Source organism: Mesorhizobium sp. 113-3-3, from assembly GCF_016756495.1.
Taxonomy (GTDB): Bacteria; Pseudomonadota; Alphaproteobacteria; order Rhizobiales; family Rhizobiaceae; genus Mesorhizobium.
Map to the genome: position 1 here is coordinate 4,886,294 of NZ_AP023243.1, position 15,043 is coordinate 4,901,336.

Annotated in this window: 17 protein-coding genes; 6 read left to right on the forward strand and 11 right to left on the reverse strand. The window is 62.8% G+C overall.

Annotated features, from left to right (window positions below):
• Positions 1 to 23 precede the first annotated feature (23 nt).
• Together JG746_RS24085 and JG746_RS24090 are read left to right on the forward strand one after the other, a co-directional pair.
• Positions 24 to 503 (forward strand): Lrp/AsnC family transcriptional regulator, encoded by a 480-nt coding sequence (locus JG746_RS24085; RefSeq protein WP_202354996.1) that lies wholly within the window; start codon positions 24 to 26, stop codon positions 501 to 503.
• A gap of 35 nt (positions 504 to 538) precedes the next feature.
• Positions 539 to 1,726, forward strand: a complete 1,188-nt coding sequence (locus tag JG746_RS24090) for a flavin-containing monooxygenase (RefSeq protein WP_202359454.1) — start codon at positions 539 to 541, stop codon at positions 1,724 to 1,726.
• A gap of 14 nt (positions 1,727 to 1,740) precedes the next feature.
• On the opposite strand, the gene speB is transcribed toward JG746_RS24090, so the two are convergent.
• The 7 genes from speB to JG746_RS24125 form a co-directional block, all read right to left on the reverse strand.
• Positions 1,741 to 2,544 carry an agmatinase gene (gene speB, locus JG746_RS24095; protein WP_202354997.1) on the reverse strand — a complete coding sequence of 268 codons (804 nt, stop codon included), beginning with the start codon at positions 2,542 to 2,544 and terminating at the stop codon, positions 1,741 to 1,743.
• Between the two features lie 101 nt (positions 2,545 to 2,645).
• Positions 2,646 to 4,766 carry a molybdopterin-containing oxidoreductase family protein gene (locus JG746_RS24100; RefSeq protein WP_202354998.1) on the reverse strand — a complete coding sequence of 707 codons (2,121 nt, stop codon included), beginning with the start codon at positions 4,764 to 4,766 and terminating at the stop codon, positions 2,646 to 2,648.
• An 84-nt stretch (positions 4,767 to 4,850) separates the two neighbouring features.
• Complete coding sequence (locus JG746_RS24105; protein WP_202354999.1) at positions 4,851 to 6,728, reverse strand: ABC-F family ATP-binding cassette domain-containing protein; 1,878 nt, start codon at positions 6,726 to 6,728, stop codon at positions 4,851 to 4,853.
• A gap of 136 nt (positions 6,729 to 6,864) precedes the next feature.
• Positions 6,865 to 7,314, reverse strand: coding sequence for a MucR family transcriptional regulator (locus tag JG746_RS24110; protein WP_202355000.1), 450 nt, complete (start codon positions 7,312 to 7,314; stop codon positions 6,865 to 6,867).
• 161 nt (positions 7,315 to 7,475) lie between these two features.
• Positions 7,476 to 7,679, reverse strand: coding sequence for a hypothetical protein (locus tag JG746_RS24115; RefSeq protein ID WP_010915223.1), 204 nt, complete (start codon positions 7,677 to 7,679; stop codon positions 7,476 to 7,478).
• Positions 7,672 to 8,598 carry a DMT family transporter gene (locus JG746_RS24120; RefSeq protein WP_202355001.1) on the reverse strand — a complete coding sequence of 309 codons (927 nt, stop codon included), beginning with the start codon at positions 8,596 to 8,598 and terminating at the stop codon, positions 7,672 to 7,674. Before JG746_RS24120 ends, JG746_RS24115 begins: the two co-directional genes overlap by 8 nt.
• Positions 8,599 to 8,643: 45 nt before the next feature.
• Positions 8,644 to 9,480: a hypothetical protein gene (locus JG746_RS24125; RefSeq protein WP_202355002.1), complete on the reverse strand. Its 837-nt coding sequence runs from the start codon at positions 9,478 to 9,480 to the stop codon at positions 8,644 to 8,646.
• Between the two features lie 112 nt (positions 9,481 to 9,592).
• On the opposite strand from JG746_RS24125, the gene JG746_RS24130 reads away from it, so the two are divergent.
• Together JG746_RS24130 and JG746_RS24135 are read left to right on the forward strand one after the other, a co-directional pair.
• Positions 9,593 to 10,552, forward strand: coding sequence for a LysR substrate-binding domain-containing protein (locus JG746_RS24130; RefSeq protein ID WP_202355003.1), 960 nt, complete (start codon positions 9,593 to 9,595; stop codon positions 10,550 to 10,552).
• A 67-nt stretch (positions 10,553 to 10,619) separates the two neighbouring features.
• Positions 10,620 to 11,195, forward strand: a complete 576-nt coding sequence (locus JG746_RS24135) for a GNAT family N-acetyltransferase (RefSeq protein WP_202355004.1) — start codon at positions 10,620 to 10,622, stop codon at positions 11,193 to 11,195.
• A 23-nt stretch (positions 11,196 to 11,218) separates the two neighbouring features.
• On the opposite strand, the gene JG746_RS24140 is transcribed toward JG746_RS24135, so the two are convergent.
• Positions 11,219 to 11,731 carry a DinB family protein gene (locus JG746_RS24140; protein ID WP_202355005.1) on the reverse strand — a complete coding sequence of 171 codons (513 nt, stop codon included), beginning with the start codon at positions 11,729 to 11,731 and terminating at the stop codon, positions 11,219 to 11,221.
• A 168-nt stretch (positions 11,732 to 11,899) separates the two neighbouring features.
• On the opposite strand from JG746_RS24140, the gene JG746_RS24145 reads away from it, so the two are divergent.
• Positions 11,900 to 12,592 (forward strand): glutathione S-transferase family protein, encoded by a 693-nt coding sequence (locus tag JG746_RS24145; protein ID WP_202355006.1) that lies wholly within the window; start codon positions 11,900 to 11,902, stop codon positions 12,590 to 12,592.
• 72 nt (positions 12,593 to 12,664) lie between these two features.
• Here JG746_RS24145 and JG746_RS24150 read toward each other — a convergent pair whose 3' ends face one another.
• The gene (locus JG746_RS24150) at positions 12,665 to 12,937 is read right to left on the reverse strand and encodes a DUF2934 domain-containing protein (protein ID WP_202355007.1); all 273 of its coding nucleotides are present in this window, start codon (positions 12,935 to 12,937) and stop codon (positions 12,665 to 12,667) included.
• A gap of 245 nt (positions 12,938 to 13,182) precedes the next feature.
• Here JG746_RS24150 and ndk point away from each other — a divergent pair, with 245 nt between their 5' ends.
• The gene (gene ndk, locus JG746_RS24155) at positions 13,183 to 13,605 is read left to right on the forward strand and encodes a nucleoside-diphosphate kinase (protein ID WP_010915217.1); all 423 of its coding nucleotides are present in this window, start codon (positions 13,183 to 13,185) and stop codon (positions 13,603 to 13,605) included.
• Between the two features lie 60 nt (positions 13,606 to 13,665).
• On the opposite strand, the gene JG746_RS24160 is transcribed toward ndk, so the two are convergent.
• Together JG746_RS24160 and JG746_RS24165 are read right to left on the reverse strand one after the other, a co-directional pair.
• Positions 13,666 to 14,430, reverse strand: coding sequence for a YbaY family lipoprotein (locus tag JG746_RS24160; RefSeq protein ID WP_202355008.1), 765 nt, complete (start codon positions 14,428 to 14,430; stop codon positions 13,666 to 13,668).
• 128 nt (positions 14,431 to 14,558) lie between these two features.
• On the reverse strand, positions 14,559 to 15,038 hold the full coding sequence (locus JG746_RS24165) for a molybdenum cofactor biosynthesis protein MoaE (protein ID WP_202355009.1): 480 nt from the start codon (positions 15,036 to 15,038) through the stop codon (positions 14,559 to 14,561).
• Between the last annotated feature and the right edge of the window lie 5 nt (positions 15,039 to 15,043).

Here is a 15,043-nt window from a genome sequence, read left to right on the forward strand (position 1 = left end):
TTTGTTTCTCCGGGATATCGCCATTGCCTCCATCATCGGCTCCGCTCGACAGTTTCGATCTCGCCATCCTTGCCATACTGCAGCGCGACAACACGACGCCGCAGCGGCTGATCGGCGAGGCGGTGAACCTCTCGGCGCCGGCGGTGCAGCGCCGCATCAAGCGCATGGAGCAGACCGGCGTCATCGCCAGCAATGTCGCGATCGTCGAACCCGCGGCGGTCGGCCAGCCCATCACCATCTTCGTCGAGGTGGAGCTGGAGAGCGAACGCACCGAGCTGATCGACGCGGCCAAGCGGCAGTTCTCGCAAACGCCTGAAGTACAGCAATGCTATTACGTCACCGGCGAGGCCGACTTCATCCTCGTCATCACCGTGGCCGACATGGGCGCCTACGAGGCGCTGACGCGAAAACTGTTCTTCGGCAGCAACAATGTGAGGAAATTCCGCACCTTCGTCGCCATGGACCGCGTCAAGGTCGGGCTGACGGTGCCGTTGCCGGATTGAGGCTTGCCGGCAGGCAGGCTCTAGCCCGTCAAGCCATGCTTTTGACATCCTCAGCACGCGAATTGAGTTGGGAGGCGCATTTGGATGATATCATTCCAGTAGCGATCATCGGTGCCGGGCCGGCGGGCCTGGCCGTCGCCGCATGCCTGCGGCAGGCCGGCGTCGATTTCATCCTCATCGAAAAAGAGCAGCAGGCCGCGCCCGCCTGGCGGCGCCATTACGAGCGCGTCCACTTGCATACGACTAAGCGCTATTCGTCGCTGCCCTTCGTGCCCTTTCCCAAACACTATCCGCGTTATGTGCCGCGCGCGCTCTTCGTCGACTATCTCGATGCCTATGCGCAACGATTCGACCTCAAGCCTCGCTTCGGAGAAACGATCAACGCGGTCAGCCGGGAGGGTCGTGGCTGGCGTGTGGACGCGAGCTCCGGGTCGTTGCGCGCCAAGCATGTGGTGATCGCCTCAGGCTACAATGCCGAGCCCTTGCGGCCCGGATTTGCCGGCATCGACACCTTCACCGGCAAGACGCTGCACAGCGCCGACTATCGCAATGCCACGCCTTTCGCCGGTCAGTCGGTGCTGGTCGTCGGCATGGGCAACACCGGCGCGGAAATTGCGCTCGATCTGGCCGAAAACGGCGCGCAGCCAACCATTTCCGTGCGCGGCGGCGTTCATATCGTGCCGCGCGAAATGTTCGGCGTGCCCATCCAGATGGTCGGCATGGCGGCGCGCCTCGGTCCGCAACGCCTCAACGATCTGCTTTTCCCGGTCATTCTCGACCTGGTGCTGGGCCGGTTGGAAAAATACGGGCTCAGACGGCCGGGACAGGGGCTGCTGGAACAGATTGCAATTGCATCGCGCATTCCGGTGATCGACGTCGGCACCATCGGCAAGATCCGTGAAGGCGCGATCAAAGTCGCGCCTGATATCTCCGAGATCTCCGAGAGCGGCGCCCGTTTTGCCGACGGCAAGCACGTCGAGTTCGACGCGATCATCTTCGCCACCGGCTACCGGCCGGGCTATGCCAAATTTCTTGAGCCCGGCATCCAGCCGGACCGCAGCGGCGTTACCCCCAAAGCTTCGGATCTCGGCCTCTACCTCATCGGCTTCCACAATGCGGTCACCGGATTGCTGCGCGAAATCGGCATCGAGGCCCAGGCAATCGCCGATGACATCTGTCACCGGCTGAACCGGAAAAACGCGGCCGAAATCCTGCCGGTTTGATCTGCGACCTGCCTTTATCCCAGTGCGGTCTTCAGCATCATGCCGGCGATCTCCTTCGTCAGCTTGGCGGCGACGAGGGCCGTCATGTTGGAGAGATCCTGTCGCGGATTGTACTCGACGATATCGGCGGCGACGATCGGTTGGTCGATGCCTTGAATGAGGCTGATGACCTGCCGGGTCGACAGCCCGCCCGGTTCGCGGTGAGAGACGCCGGGTGCAAAGGCGGGGTCGAGCCCGTCGAGATCCATCGAGATATAGACTGGTGTCGTGAGGTCGAGCCGCAGACCCTCGCTGACATGACGCGCCTCGACCACCTCGATGCCGAAGCGCCTGATCTGGTCGCGAAGGTCGTCGTTGAGGGTGCGCAGGCCAATCTGGATCAACCGGTCGGCCAACCGCTCCTCCATGATGCGGGCGAAGGACGAGGTGTGCGAGCGCAAATTGCCCTGATAGGCAGGATAGATATCGGGGTGTGCATCGATTTGGACGATCGTCAGGCTGGGGTGGCGCCGCCGCACGGCACGCAGGACCGGCCAGGCAATGGCATGATCGCCACCCAGGCTGATCAGCGGATGGCCGGCATTCAGCGCGCGGCCGACCTCGCTTTCGATCCGTTCCCAGGGATCACCCGCCCTCGCAAAGTCGATGTCGCCATGGTCGAGGAAGCGATCCGCCAGATCGAAGCCGGTTTCGCTCCACGAGCTGTGGGCATCGGAATGCAGCTCGCGCCGGATCAGCGCCGGCGCCTCGGCCGGGCCGCGCAGATAGGACGAGTTCTCGTCGTGCGGTATTCCCAGAAGCGAGATCGCGCCTGCCATCGACATCCTCCCCGATGCGGAGAACGCCCTCTATAACGGCCTGAGTTGGCCGTTGCGATGACAGCTGTTTGGGCCAGCCACGCCCCAGGAATGGAGATCGTCTAGGCCGTCAGCTCGTCCGCCTTGCGCAGCCAGACCTTGTTGTCGTGGAAAGCGGCGCCGCCATAGGGCGCGGGTGCATCGGCGCCGGTCAGCACGTTGATACCCTCGCCGCGTTCATGCGCGCTGTTTGGCCAGATGCCCTCGGCGATCACCACGCCGCGCTTGATGCCTTCGAAGAATTTCGCGTGCAGCACCAGGTCGCCGCGCCGGTTGCCGACCTCGACACGGTCGCCGTCGGCAAGCCCGAGGTCGGCTGCATCGTCGGGATGCAAGAGCAGCGCCGGCCTGCCTTCCTTTTCCTTCGACACCGGCGTCTCGGCAAAGGTCGAATTGAGGAAGTTGCGCGCCGGCGAGGTCGTCAGCCGGAAGGGATGCGCCTCATCGGCCACCTCGATCAGGTCGACATGGTCGGGAAACTCAGGCAGCCGTTCCACCGGCCCGAACAGGCCCATGCTCTTCGGCGGCCGGTTGGGAGCCGCCTGGCCGGTCCAGTCGGCGCGGAAGCGGAATTTTCCATCCGCGTGGCCAAACCCCTTGATGAAATGCGCAGCCTCGAAATCCGGCTGCAGATCGATCCATTTCTGCTCCTTCAGGCTGTCGAAGCTGCCCAGCCCGCGCTTGCCGAGAATGATGTCGATATGCTGCTGTTCGGTCAGGCCGAAGCCCGGACGATCGGCCACCCCCAGGCGCTCGGCCAGCTGTTCGATGACGAAATGGTTGGTGCGCGGCCCTTCCGGCGGCTCGATCAGCTTCGGCCCCAGCGTAATGTGCTGGTTGCCGCCGCCCTTGTAGACGTCGTCATGCTCGAGAAACATCGTCGCCGGCAGCACGACATCGGCAAGCCTGGCCGTGTCGGTCATGAACTGCTCGTGCACGCAAGTGAACAGGTCCTCGCGCAAAAAACCCTGCTTCACCAGCCGCTGCTCGGGCGCGACGTTCACCGGATTGGTGTTCTGGATCAGCATCGCCGTCACCGGCGGCCCGCCATAAAGCGCGTCGCTGGCGCCGGTCAGCACCGGGCCGATGCGCGAATGGTCGAGATGGCGGATCGACGGATCGCGCATCCTGGTGCCTTCCAGCACCTCCTGGTTGAGCTTGAAGATGCCGGAATTCGAATGGAAGGCGCCACCGCCTTCATATTGCCAGCTGCCGGTGACCGCGGCGATGCAAGAGGCGGCATGCATGTTGACGGCGCCGTTGCGCTGGCGGGCAAAGCCATAGCCGAGGCGGAAATAGGTTTTCCTGGTCGTGCCAATCAATCGCGCGAAGGCCTCGATTTCGGCGACGCCAAGGCCGGTAATTGCGGCGGCCCATTCCGGTGTACGTGTCTTCAGATGCGCTTCCAGCCCGGCGGGATCGTCAGTGTATTTCGAGAGATAGGCGCGGTCGGCCATGCCTTCCCTGAACAGCACATGCATGACCGCGCAGGCAAGCGCGCCATCGGTACCGGGCCTCAGCACCAGGCCCATATCGGCCTGCTTCATCGTCGCGTTTTCATAGACGTCGATGACGACGATCTTGGCGCCGCGTTCCTTGCGCGCCTTGATGGCATGGGTCATGACATTGACCTGCGTGACCACGGCATTGGTGCCCCAGATCACCACGCAGTCGGACTTCGCCATTTCGCGCGGGTCGGGTCCACGCAAGGCGCCCGCCCCCATCATCCAGCCGGTCCAGGCGAGATTGGTGCAGATCGATCCGAAGAAGCCCGAATATTTCTTGGCATGACGCAGCCGGTCGATGCCGTCCCGCTGCACCAGCCCCATCGTGCCGGCATAAAAATAGGGCCAGACCGTTTCCGAGCCGTATTTCGCCTCGGCCGCGATGAATTTCTCGGCGACAAGGTCGAGTGCGGCCTCCCAGCTCGCTTCCTTCCAGACGCCGTCGCCCTTGGCCCCGGCGCGGATCAGCGGCTTCAGCAAACGGTCGGGATGGTGGACGCGGTCGGCGTAGCGCGCAACCTTGGCGCAGACGACGCCCGATGTGTAGCTGTTGGACTTGGCGCCGTGGACGCGGCCGATGCGGTTGCCACCGAGCAACTCGACCTCGAGCGCACAGGTCGACGGGCAATCATGCGGACAGGCCGAGTGGCCGATACGAAGCTTGGCGTGCTGGTTCATGCGGCATGTCTAGCGGGTTTCAAAGAGCGCGTGTAGGGCCAGATGATTGACCAATCTCCCCCCTCGTGGGGGAGATTACGCTCTTCATTCCGCCGTGCCTTCCTCGTACTCAGCCGACATGGTCAGCCACTTTTCCTCGTGGCCGGAAAGCTGTTGCGCCAACTGCGATCGCTCCTTGGCCAGGCGTGTCGCGGTCGAGGGATCCTTTTCATAGATCGCCGGATTGGCCAGTTCGTCCTCGATGCCGTCGATGCGCTTGCGCAGGCGGTCCATCAGCGCTTCGGTGGCACGGATTTCCTTGGCCAGCGGTTCGAAGGCCGCACGGCGCGCGGCCGCGTCGCGGCGGCGGTCGGCTTTTGACGCCTTGTCGGCTTCGCGCTTGCCGCGACGGTCGCCTGACACGCCGGTGACCAGCGTCTTGTAGTCCTCCAGATCGCCATCATACGGGTTGACCGCGCCATCCTTGACCAGCCACAGCCGGTCGGCGGTCGCCTCGAGCAGGTGGCGGTCGTGCGAGATCAGGATGACGGCGCCGGGAAATTCGTTGAGCGCGTGGATCAGCGATTCGCGGCTGTCGATGTCGAGATGGTTGGTCGGCTCGTCGAGGATGAACAGGTTCGGCCCCTCGAAGGCCGACAGGCCCATCAGAAGGCGCGCCTTCTCGCCACCTGACAGGTCCTTGGCGGGCGTGTTCATCTTCTCGGTCGTCAGGCCGAACTGGGCGACGCGGCCGCGCACCTTCGATTCCGGCGCCTCCGGCATCAGCCGGCGCACATGCTCATAGGCGTTTTCCTCCGGGCGGAGATCGTCGAGCTGGTGCTGGGCGAAGATCGCCACCTTCAGCCCGGGCGCCACCGTCATCGTGCCGGTCTCCTGCTTCAGCCGGCCGGACAGCAATTTGGCGAAGGTCGACTTGCCGTTGCCGTTGGCGCCGAGCAGCGCGATGCGGTCGTCGGCGTCGATGCGCAGCGTCATCTTCTTCAGGATCGGCTGGCCCTCGGTATAGCCGACATTGACGTTGTTCAGCGCCACGATCGGCGAGGCAACCGTCTTCACCGGCTCAGGGAAGGAGAATGGCCGCACCGAATCGTTCACGATCGCCGCGATCGGCTTCATCTTTTCCAGTGCCTTGATGCGCGACTGCGCCTGCCTTGCCTTGGACGCCTTGGCGCGAAAACGCTCGACGAAGGATTCCATGTGCTTGCGGGCAGCTTCCTGTTTGACGCGGCCCTTTTCCTGCAATTCCTTCTGCTCTGTGTACTGGCGCTCGAACTGGTCGTAGCCGCCGCGCCAGAAGGTCAGCTTCTTCTGGTCGAGATGAACGATCGAGTTGACGGCGCGATTGAGCAGGTCGCGGTCATGCGAGATCAGAAGCACGGTGTGCGGGTATTTCGACACGTAGTTTTCCAGCCACAGCGTGCCTTCGAGATCGAGATAGTTGGTCGGCTCGTCGAGCAGCAGCAGATCCGGTTCGGAAAACAGCACGGCTGCCAACGCCACGCGCATGCGCCAGCCGCCGGAGAAGGACGAGGCCGGCCGGCGCTGCGCCGCGTCATCGAAGCCGAGGCCGGCGAGGATGGTGGCCGCGCGCGACTCGGCCGAATGCGCGTCGATGTCGGCCAGCCGCATGTGGATGTCTGCGATGCGGTGCGGATCGGTGGCGGTCTTTTCCTCTTCGAGCAGCGCCGTGCGTTCGAGGTCGGCCTTGAGCACGATCTCGATCAGCGGCTCCTCGGTTCCCGGCGCTTCCTGCGCAACCTGGCCGATGCGTGTGTTCTTCGGCAGGCTGATCGAACCGGTCTCAGAGGGAAAATCGCCTGTGATGGCCTTGAACAGCGTCGTTTTGCCGGTGCCGTTGCGACCGACAAGGCCGGCCTTGGTCCCGGCCGGCAAGGTCAGCGAGGCATGGTCGAGAAGCAGGCGCCCGGCCATGCGGAGCGATAGATCATTGATGATAAGCATGGCCGCGCTTTTGCACCGGACATCGGCGCTTCGCAAGACCTTGTGGGCCGGTTGGCCGCACAAGGCTTGAAGACGGCGAACACAATCGCGCCGTCAAGGCAGCCGGTCAGTGGCTCGCCAGTTGGCCGAGCAACGCTCAGGCAGTCGCCTTGCGCTTGGTTCCCTTTGCCACGGCGGCCGGTGCTGCCGCGGGTTTGCGGCCAAGCCCCGTCGACTTCGCCAGCGCCGACCGGGTCGCCGAGTAGTTCGGCGCGACCATCGGATAATCCGGCGGCAGGCCCCATTTGGCCCGATAGTCGTCCGGGCTCAGGCCGTAATCCGTCCGAAGGTGCCGCTTGAGCGACTTGAACTTCTTTCCGTCCTCCAGGCAGACGATATAGTCGGGAAACACCGACTTTTTCGGATTGACGGCCGGAACCAGACTCGGGCTTTCCACAACGGCCGCACCAGCCAGCTTGCGAACCGAAGCGCTGACGCTGGCAATCAGGTCAGGCAGGCCGGAAGCTGGAAGCGGATTGTTGCCGACATAGGCCGAGACGATATCGGCGGTTAGCTCGATAACAGTCTTATCCTCGATATTTGACAATTCTTTCACCCTATTTGCGACAAAGTCATCCACCCCAGCGAAGACTTTCGTCGATGTATCTCTTTAACCGCGTCCCCCAGCGGGTCGCCAAGCGCCAAAACGAATCAAGACTTGGCGTCAACTATTTTTATGGGAAATCGACGCTGCGCAAATTAGAAAATCTAATACTTGGAAGCGGCAGACTTGGTTGTCCGGGCGTCGGCCAATATCTCAAGAATACGCCGCCAACGGGCACAGCGCCCAAAATCCTTCTGCTCAATCGCCTTTTCAGCCTTCATCGCCGCGTAAAGCGGTGCCTCGGCGCCAAATTCCTTGATCAGCCAATGCGCTTCCTGCCTGGCGAGACGTTCATTGTCGTCAAACATAGTCTTGCGCCTCCGACCGCTCCAGACCGACCGCGATGCAACTGCCGATGACGAGGACAGCGCCCGCAATGGCAGTCGTCGTCAACCGTTCACCGGACAAGGTCAGCAGCAACGTCGATGCAATCGGCGTGAGGTAGGCGACGACCGCGACCTTGCCGCTGCCTTCGAGTTTCAAGGCGCGCGACCAGAAGTAATAACCCAGCCCCATCGGGCCGGCGCCGAGATAGAGCCCGAGGGCGAGATCCATGCCGGCGGGCCAGGGGGCAACTTCGCCAGCGCACCATAGAAGCGTCAAAGCGACGCCGACCAGCGACGAAGGCAGCAGCAGGCGATCGGGCGAAATGGCCAGCCGTCCCACCATCACCGAATAGAAAGCCATGCACAGCGCAGACCCGAATGCGGCGAAATAGCCGATCAGATCGCCCTGGAACCAGCTGCTCTGACGCCCTCCCGAAATCACCAGCGCGACGCCGAAGAAGCCAAGGGCCGCGGCGAGGCCCAGCAGGACTGGACGCCGGGGATTGTCGAAAGCGATCACCGCGGCGGCGACCATCAAGGGCCAGGTGTAGGCCACGAGATTGGCTTCGATCACCGGCATCGAGGCGAAGGCGATGTACTGCAGCACCATGGTGCCGACCAGACCGATGAAGCCGACCGCGAGAGGAGCGAGTGCCGTCCCCGGCGCCGTTGGCGGTGCTTCCTCGCGGCTCATGAACCGGATCAAGGCGAAGACCAGTGCAGCTCCCGCAAATTGCAGGAACTGCACCTGTGACACTGGATGGTTCGCCAGCAGGGATTTGCCGACCAAGGCATTGGTCGACCACAGAGCCACCGCGCCGGCAGCAAAGACCAGCGCGGATATTGAACCTGAACCATGCCGAAGCAATCGGCCTGAGGCTCTATCCCTGTGTTGCACCATGATCTCGTCCGAAGACCGGCTCCCACTTTTCAGGATCATGGTTGATTACCACGATTCCCTGGCTCCGCCCGCAACCTGTGCTTCGGCGACCGGAGCAGGCGTCGGATGCTCCGCCTCGAACCGGCGATAGGCCGGCAACTGGTTGGTCCAGACATCCTCGGCCAATTCGTTGACCCACTCGCGGTCGTGATCGTTGTCGGCGGCGAGATAGAACATTCTGTTGTCGTCGACATAGGGCTTGGCCACCGAACGCTGGTTGAGCACCAGGGTGACGCGCTCGCCATACTGGATCGGGGCGGTACGATGCAGGACGCCAAGGAACTGTCCGAGTGTCGCGTAGTTCATCTTGTGATCGATGCGCATGATGCGGTTGCGCGGGATCTCGCGGCCGGATTCGAGGATCGCGCGGCCGGTCTCGGAATCGTCGCAATAGATTTCGAGATGGCCGCCGACCAGCGGGTCGCTGATCGACAAAGGAATGAGTTCGGTGACCGGAACGCCGTCGCAATGCCATTCGACGGCGCCGTCCCTGGGATTCATGAAGGTGACCGTCGAACCGACGATCGACAGCGGATAGGGCTCCAGCTTCGTGCCCATCATGTCGGACAGCCGCTCCAGGCGCAGCTTGTCGTGCAGCAACTCCTTGATTTCGGGGATGAAACGGTCGGCGCCGGTAATGAAGGTCAGGTCGAGGTGCTTGTGCACCGCATGGCTGTCCTTGAGCTTCAGGGCGGCTTCCTCGATTGCGGCGAGCAGTGCCGGGTCATAGCCATGCAGATACTGTGCGACGCCGAAACTCGACACTTTCCAGGCCGTTTCGTGGCCGATAATGGCCTCGCGGCTCATCGCATAGCGCAGTTCGGGTATGGTATGTGCGTTCATTGTACTTCTCCAAGTGGGGGGCAAACACTTGGTTAACAGTCGATTAAATTAGCCCCCCCTGTAAAATTAGGAATGCTGGTGCTAGTGTAAGCCCAGCTTAAGGTCGAAGCCCGTGCGTTTGCTCAGTCAGGTCAACCTCAATTCGCTGAAAATCGTGGAGAGTGCTGCTCGCCACGGCAATTTCACGCGAGCCGGCGAGGAGCAGTTCATCACCGCGTCGGCGGTCAGCCAGCGCGTCAAGAGCCTGGAAGATCAGCTGCGCTTCAAGATTTTTCAGCGCGGCGGCAATGCGGTGTCACTGACGCCGGAGGGCCAGACCTATGTCTCGCGCGTTCGCGAGGCGCTGGAGCGGATCGTCGCCGCCAGCATGGAAGCGACCGGACAATCGCAGGAACATGTGCTGAAGATATCCGTGCTGCCGACCTTCGCCGCGCGCTGGCTGTTTCCGCGCCTGCCGGAGTTCCAGCGGCAACATCCCGATATCGTGATGCGGGTTTCGACCTCCTACGCGACACACGAGTTCACAGCCTCCGATTTCGATCTCGAAATCCGCTACGGAGACGGGCATTTCAACGGGCTGCCATCCGACCTGCTGTTTCGGGAAGACCTGACACCGGTGTGCAGCCGCAAATTATTCCATGAGGTGCTCGGCGACAAGCCGGTGTCAAAGGTGGAGCCGGACGATCTCAGGCACTTCACGCTTCTGCATTCGGACACCTGCACCCAGAACTGGCAATCCTGGCTTGGTTTCGCCGGCGCCAGCTTCGTGCTCAGCGAGACCAAAAGCATCTATTTCGACTCGTGCATGATGTCCTACGAGGCCGCCAACGCCGGAATGGGCTTTGCCGTGGCCAACCGCGCCTATATGGCCAGCGACATCCGCGCCGAGAGGCTGGTCGCACCCTTTGCCGTCCACCATCCGAATAGCGCCGGTTGGTATTTCGTCTCCCCCAACAAGTGCCTTGCCGCACGCAAGGTGCTGCTGTTCAAACAATGGGTCATGGCGGAGGCGGCTCTGACGCAACGCCAGTTGGACGGTGAATTCCGCGACCTGGCGACCGAAGCTGTCTGAAATCCGGATCGGCGCCCCCCGATGACCGCCGGTCAGAAATTGAGGACCAACGGTGGACGTCCAACCCATGCAACCCACCTTGGTCGGCAAAATTGTTGAACTCAAGCCGCTTCAGCCGGGGCATTCGCAGGGCCTTCTGCGTGCAGCCGCGGACGGTGAGCTGTGGAACCTGACGGCCACCGTGGTTCCCGGGCCAGCCACGATCGATGACTATGTCGCCAGCGCCCTGGCTGGAGGACGGGCCGGGACTGTCATGCCCTATACGATCATCCTGCGCGGCACGGGAGCGATCTGCGGAAGCACGCGGTTCTGGAAGATCGATCGCATGAACAGAAAATTGGAGATTGGGCACACCTGGCTCAGCGCTTCGGTTCAGCGATCAGGGGTCAACACCGAGGCAAAGTACCTTCTGCTGGCCCATGCCTTCGAGGTGATGGCGTGTGTGCGGGTGCAGTTCACCACCGATGAACTCAATGACGCATCGAGAGCGGCCATTCTGCGGATAGGGGCAAAGCAGGAAGGGATCGTTCGCAATGAGCGGATCATGCCGGACGGCCGGAAGCGCAATTCCGTGCGGTTCAGCATCATCGATACCGAATGGCCTGACGTGAAGGCCATGCTCCTGCGGAAGATGCGGCGGTAGTCGGCGCAGGCCGTTCGCGTGGATCAGGCAAAGGCCCTGCCCTCTTCGGTGCGCTGGAAGTACGCCAGATCGAGCGGCACGGAAGGACGGCCCAGAACCGTCAGGATCATATGCGCCTGGCCGCGATGATGGGTCTGGTGGTTGAAGACATGCGCCAGCGCGGGCGCGAGGCGCTGCGAGACCGTGCGCATGTCCGAAAGGGTCATATAGGTGAAGCGGCCCGACAGCGCCTTGTCGCTCAAGCCGGAGAGCCAGTCGATGATCCGCCGGTCCTCGGCTTCGCGCGCCGTCCTCAGCTTGGGCAAGTCCCGGTGCAGTATGGCATCCAGCGCCGTCGGCGCGTCGCCCTCGCCGGTGAAGCGCTTCATCCAGATGCGATCGGCGGCAAGCAGATGATTGAGGGTGCCCATCAGCGAACCGAAGAAGGCGCCGACGTCGCGATTGAATTCCTCTTCATCGAGGTCCGCGGCGGCATCATAGATGCGGCCGTTGGCCCATTGATTATACGCCGCAAACATCATGAAGTGCTGTTTCATCTTTTCTCCCGCCGCCCCGTTTCGGGGTGTCGCGAGCGATACCTAGAGCAATTCACCGTTTCACGGAAACGATGAATTGCTCTAACTGTTTGTTTTGACGCAATTCCCAAGGGAAAGCGCTACGTGCTTTTCCTGGAATTGCTCTGGACCGCAAAGAGACCCGCGCCAATGACCATTCTGCTTTATGAGCTCGTTGGGCGTGACGAGAGCCGCCCGTTCAGTCCGCATTGCTGGAAGGCGACGATGGCGCTGGCCCACAAGGGGCTCGACATCTCGACCGCGCCGACGCGTTTTCTCGAGGTCCCCACCATCGAGGGCGGCGCTTCGAAAACCGTTCCGGTGATCCGCGACGGCGACAAGGTGGTCATCGATTCCTTCGCCATCGCGCTCTATCTCGAGGAAGTCTATCCGGATCGACCGACGCTGTTTGCCGGCGACGGCGGCAAAGCGACAGCACGCTTCGTCGAGCGCTGGTCGCAATTGACCATTCATCCCTACGTCACCACCGCGGCGCTCGTCGATCTCCATGCCATGCAGGACGAACAGAACGCCGTGTATTTCCGGCAGAGCCGGGAGCAGCGCTTCGGCAAGCGGTTGGAAGACGTCGTCGCGGCGCGCGACGCCGGCCTGGCGTCGTTTCGGGCTTCGCTCGAGCCGCTGCGCTCGATGCTGGGCTACCAGCCTTTCATCGGCGGCGCCTCGCCGCTGTTTGCCGATTATATCGTCTTCGGCGCGTTGCAATGGGCGCGCATCGCCACGCCCTACCAGTTGCTTGAAGACAGCGACGTGGTGGCGCAATGGTTCGCGCGTTGCCTCGACCTGCATGGCGGGCTGGGACGAAAGGTTGCCCCGGCGGCCTGACGGCCGCAAGCGCCTGCCCGCATGGCAGCTCGCCGTCAATCCGTGGCGAAAATCAGCGGCGGGATAGCAGGCCTACTTGGCCGCCTTCTTTGGCTTGCTGACCTTCGGCTTGCTGGCTTTTGCGGCGACCTTTTCTTCCTTGGGGGCGGCCTTTGCCTTGCTGGCGGCAGGTGCCTTCTTGGCCGGCTTCTTGGCTGCTGACGGCTTGCCCGCATCCTCCCGATCGATGTCGGCTGCCGCCTGGTGCCAATGGCGTTCGTGATGACCGGCCGGTTGCCCCTCTTCCTGCCAGATCTGATGTGCGCGGTTGCGAATGCGCTCCTGACGATCGTCTGCCATGGTCATGTTGTCTCCATTCGGGCCGACTTCAGCGCGGCGCCGACACATGACTATAGCAAGCAAAATGTTGCTGTGCAGCCATCTGATGTCATCTCCCGGCTCGCCGGCCTGACCGGAAGCGCGCAGCGTTCCGACCTTTTGCTCGCGCGCTTGGCTTTCCGTCGCCGACCGCTCCTCACCCCTTGGCAATGGGCAGGGCGGCCTGTATAGAGCCCGCCACTCTCAATTCCATTCTCAGACAAGGACGACCCATGGCGCTCGAACGCACCTTTTCCATGATCAAGCCGGACGCAACCCGGCGCAACCTCACCGGCGCCATCACCAAGATGCTCGAAGATGCCGGCCTGCGCGTCATCGCTTCGCGTCGCGTCTGGATGAGCCGCCGTGAGGCCGAAGGCTTTTACGCCGTCCACAAGGACCGCCCGTTCTTCGGCGAGCTGGTCGAGTTCATGTCGTCGGCCCCGACGATCGTGCAGGTGCTGGAAGGTGAGAACGCCATTGCCAGGAACCGCGAAGTGATGGGCGCCACCAACCCGGCCAACGCCGCCGAAGGCACCATCCGCAAGGTGCACGCGCTGTCGATCGGCGAGAATTCGGTGCACGGCTCCGACGCCCCGGAAACCGCCGCACAGGAGATCAAGTACTGGTTCTCGGACACCGAGATCGTCGGCTGAGCCGGCGCTGCCAAGTCTCAAGTAAAAGGCCGGTGTTTCGCCGGCCTTTTTTATTGGCAGTCAGCTCGCGGCGCTGAAGCGCAGGATCTCGCGGCCGTCCTTGTCCGATACGGTGAGCTTGCCGGCATCGACCTTGTAGGACGCCGCCTTGGTCAAGGCATCGAACAAGGCCTTTTCCTCTGCCATCACCTCGGGCGCGCAGGCCTTGTAGGTCGAGCCGATGTCGCTGATGGCGATCGCCTGGCCATCGACTTTCGCGGTGGCGAAATAGCTGTTGCAGGGGCCGCTGCCGCCGGCCTTGCCGGCCTCGCTGACCCTGAACGTCGCCTGCGGCGCGGTGATGGCGCCAATGCCGTCGACATAGTCGACCACCCAGAGCTGGCCGAAGACGGAAGCCGTCGGCTCGGTACGTGACGCAACCATCTTCAGCATGATGGTCTGCGGCGCGTCAGTCAGCGGATCGACCTGATGGCGCACGTCGGAAATGAACATCAACTTGCCGTCAACGGTGATCCGCGCCTGCAAGGCGTAGGTCATCTGCGGCCGGATCGCCGATGGATCGAACTTGATCTCGAAGCTGATCGGCACCTGGCCGGCCGGCTTGACTGTCTGCTCGCCTATGATCCTGGCCGGTGCGTCGGCCAGCGAGACATCGGCAAGCTGGACGGAAAGCACGGCACTGGGCGGCAAAGCGATGCGTTCGCGATAGATCACTTCGCCCCTTACCGCCTTTTCAGCGGCCACGGACAGTTCCGGCACCGCCAGGATGCCGACGACCAGAGGCACGAAGCCGAAGACGAAGAACTCCGCGAGCCTGTCCAGCATGACCACCTCCCTTGCCCCGGGCCGCCAATGCCCATGGCTGCCAATACCTTGGGCTGCCAATGTCCTGGGCTGACCAAGTGCGCTCAATTGGCCAAAGGATTGCGGTCAATACATGGCTGCGACGGGATTTATTCGGGCGGTGACTTCCAGCGCTTTGCCGCCTGCGCGTCGGTTTCCTTGGCCTCGACCCAGCCACCTTCGGAACCATCAACGCGATGCTCCTTCTTCCAGAAGGGCGCGCGCGATTTGAGGTAGTCCATGAGAAAGTTCGCTGCCTCGAACGCGGCCTGGCGATGGGCCGAAGCGGCCACCACCAGCACGATGTTCTCGCCGGGGCGAATCTTGCCGTGGCGGTGGATGACAGTGAGGCCTTGCAGCGGCCAGCGCTCGACCGCCTCGGCGGCGATGCGGCCGATCTCGGCCTGCGCCATGCCGGGATAATGTTCGAGCTCCAGCGCCGAGAGCGCGCCCTGCTCGTCGCGGCAGAGGCCGGAGAAAGAAACCACCGCACCAATGTCGGTGCGGCCTTGAGTCAGTCCCGCGATCTCGGCGGCGACGTCGAAATCCTCGCGCTGGATGCGCACGGTCGGCGCCAGGACGGCCGACATGGGTG

Excerpts from the sequence above, each read along its gene's own strand:
- JG746_RS24140 (WP_202355005.1), bottom strand. The coding sequence starts at position 11,731 with ATGAAACAGCACTTCATGATGTTTGCGGCGTATAATCAATGGGCCAAC.
- JG746_RS24105 (WP_202354999.1), bottom strand. The coding sequence starts at position 6,728 with ATGCTTATCATCAATGATCTATCGCTCCGCATGGCCGGGCGCCTGCTT.
- JG746_RS24090 (WP_202359454.1), top strand. The coding sequence starts at position 539 with ATGCTTTTGACATCCTCAGCACGCGAATTGAGTTGGGAGGCGCATTTG.
- JG746_RS24135 (WP_202355004.1), top strand. The coding sequence starts at position 10,620 with ATGCAACCCACCTTGGTCGGCAAAATTGTTGAACTCAAGCCGCTTCAG.
- JG746_RS24145 (WP_202355006.1), top strand. The coding sequence starts at position 11,900 with ATGACCATTCTGCTTTATGAGCTCGTTGGGCGTGACGAGAGCCGCCCG.
- JG746_RS24150 (WP_202355007.1), bottom strand. The coding sequence starts at position 12,937 with ATGACCATGGCAGACGATCGTCAGGAGCGCATTCGCAACCGCGCACAT.
- JG746_RS24115 (WP_010915223.1), bottom strand. The coding sequence starts at position 7,679 with ATGTTTGACGACAATGAACGTCTCGCCAGGCAGGAAGCGCATTGGCTG.
- speB (WP_202354997.1), bottom strand. The coding sequence starts at position 2,544 with ATGGCAGGCGCGATCTCGCTTCTGGGAATACCGCACGACGAGAACTCG.
- ndk (WP_010915217.1), top strand. The coding sequence starts at position 13,183 with ATGGCGCTCGAACGCACCTTTTCCATGATCAAGCCGGACGCAACCCGG.
- JG746_RS24120 (WP_202355001.1), bottom strand. The coding sequence starts at position 8,598 with ATGGTGCAACACAGGGATAGAGCCTCAGGCCGATTGCTTCGGCATGGT.
- JG746_RS24160 (WP_202355008.1), bottom strand. The coding sequence starts at position 14,430 with ATGCTGGACAGGCTCGCGGAGTTCTTCGTCTTCGGCTTCGTGCCTCTG.
- JG746_RS24100 (WP_202354998.1), bottom strand. The coding sequence starts at position 4,766 with ATGAACCAGCACGCCAAGCTTCGTATCGGCCACTCGGCCTGTCCGCAT.
- JG746_RS24125 (WP_202355002.1), bottom strand. The coding sequence starts at position 9,480 with ATGAACGCACATACCATACCCGAACTGCGCTATGCGATGAGCCGCGAG.
- JG746_RS24165 (WP_202355009.1), bottom strand. The coding sequence starts at position 15,038 with ATGTCGGCCGTCCTGGCGCCGACCGTGCGCATCCAGCGCGAGGATTTC.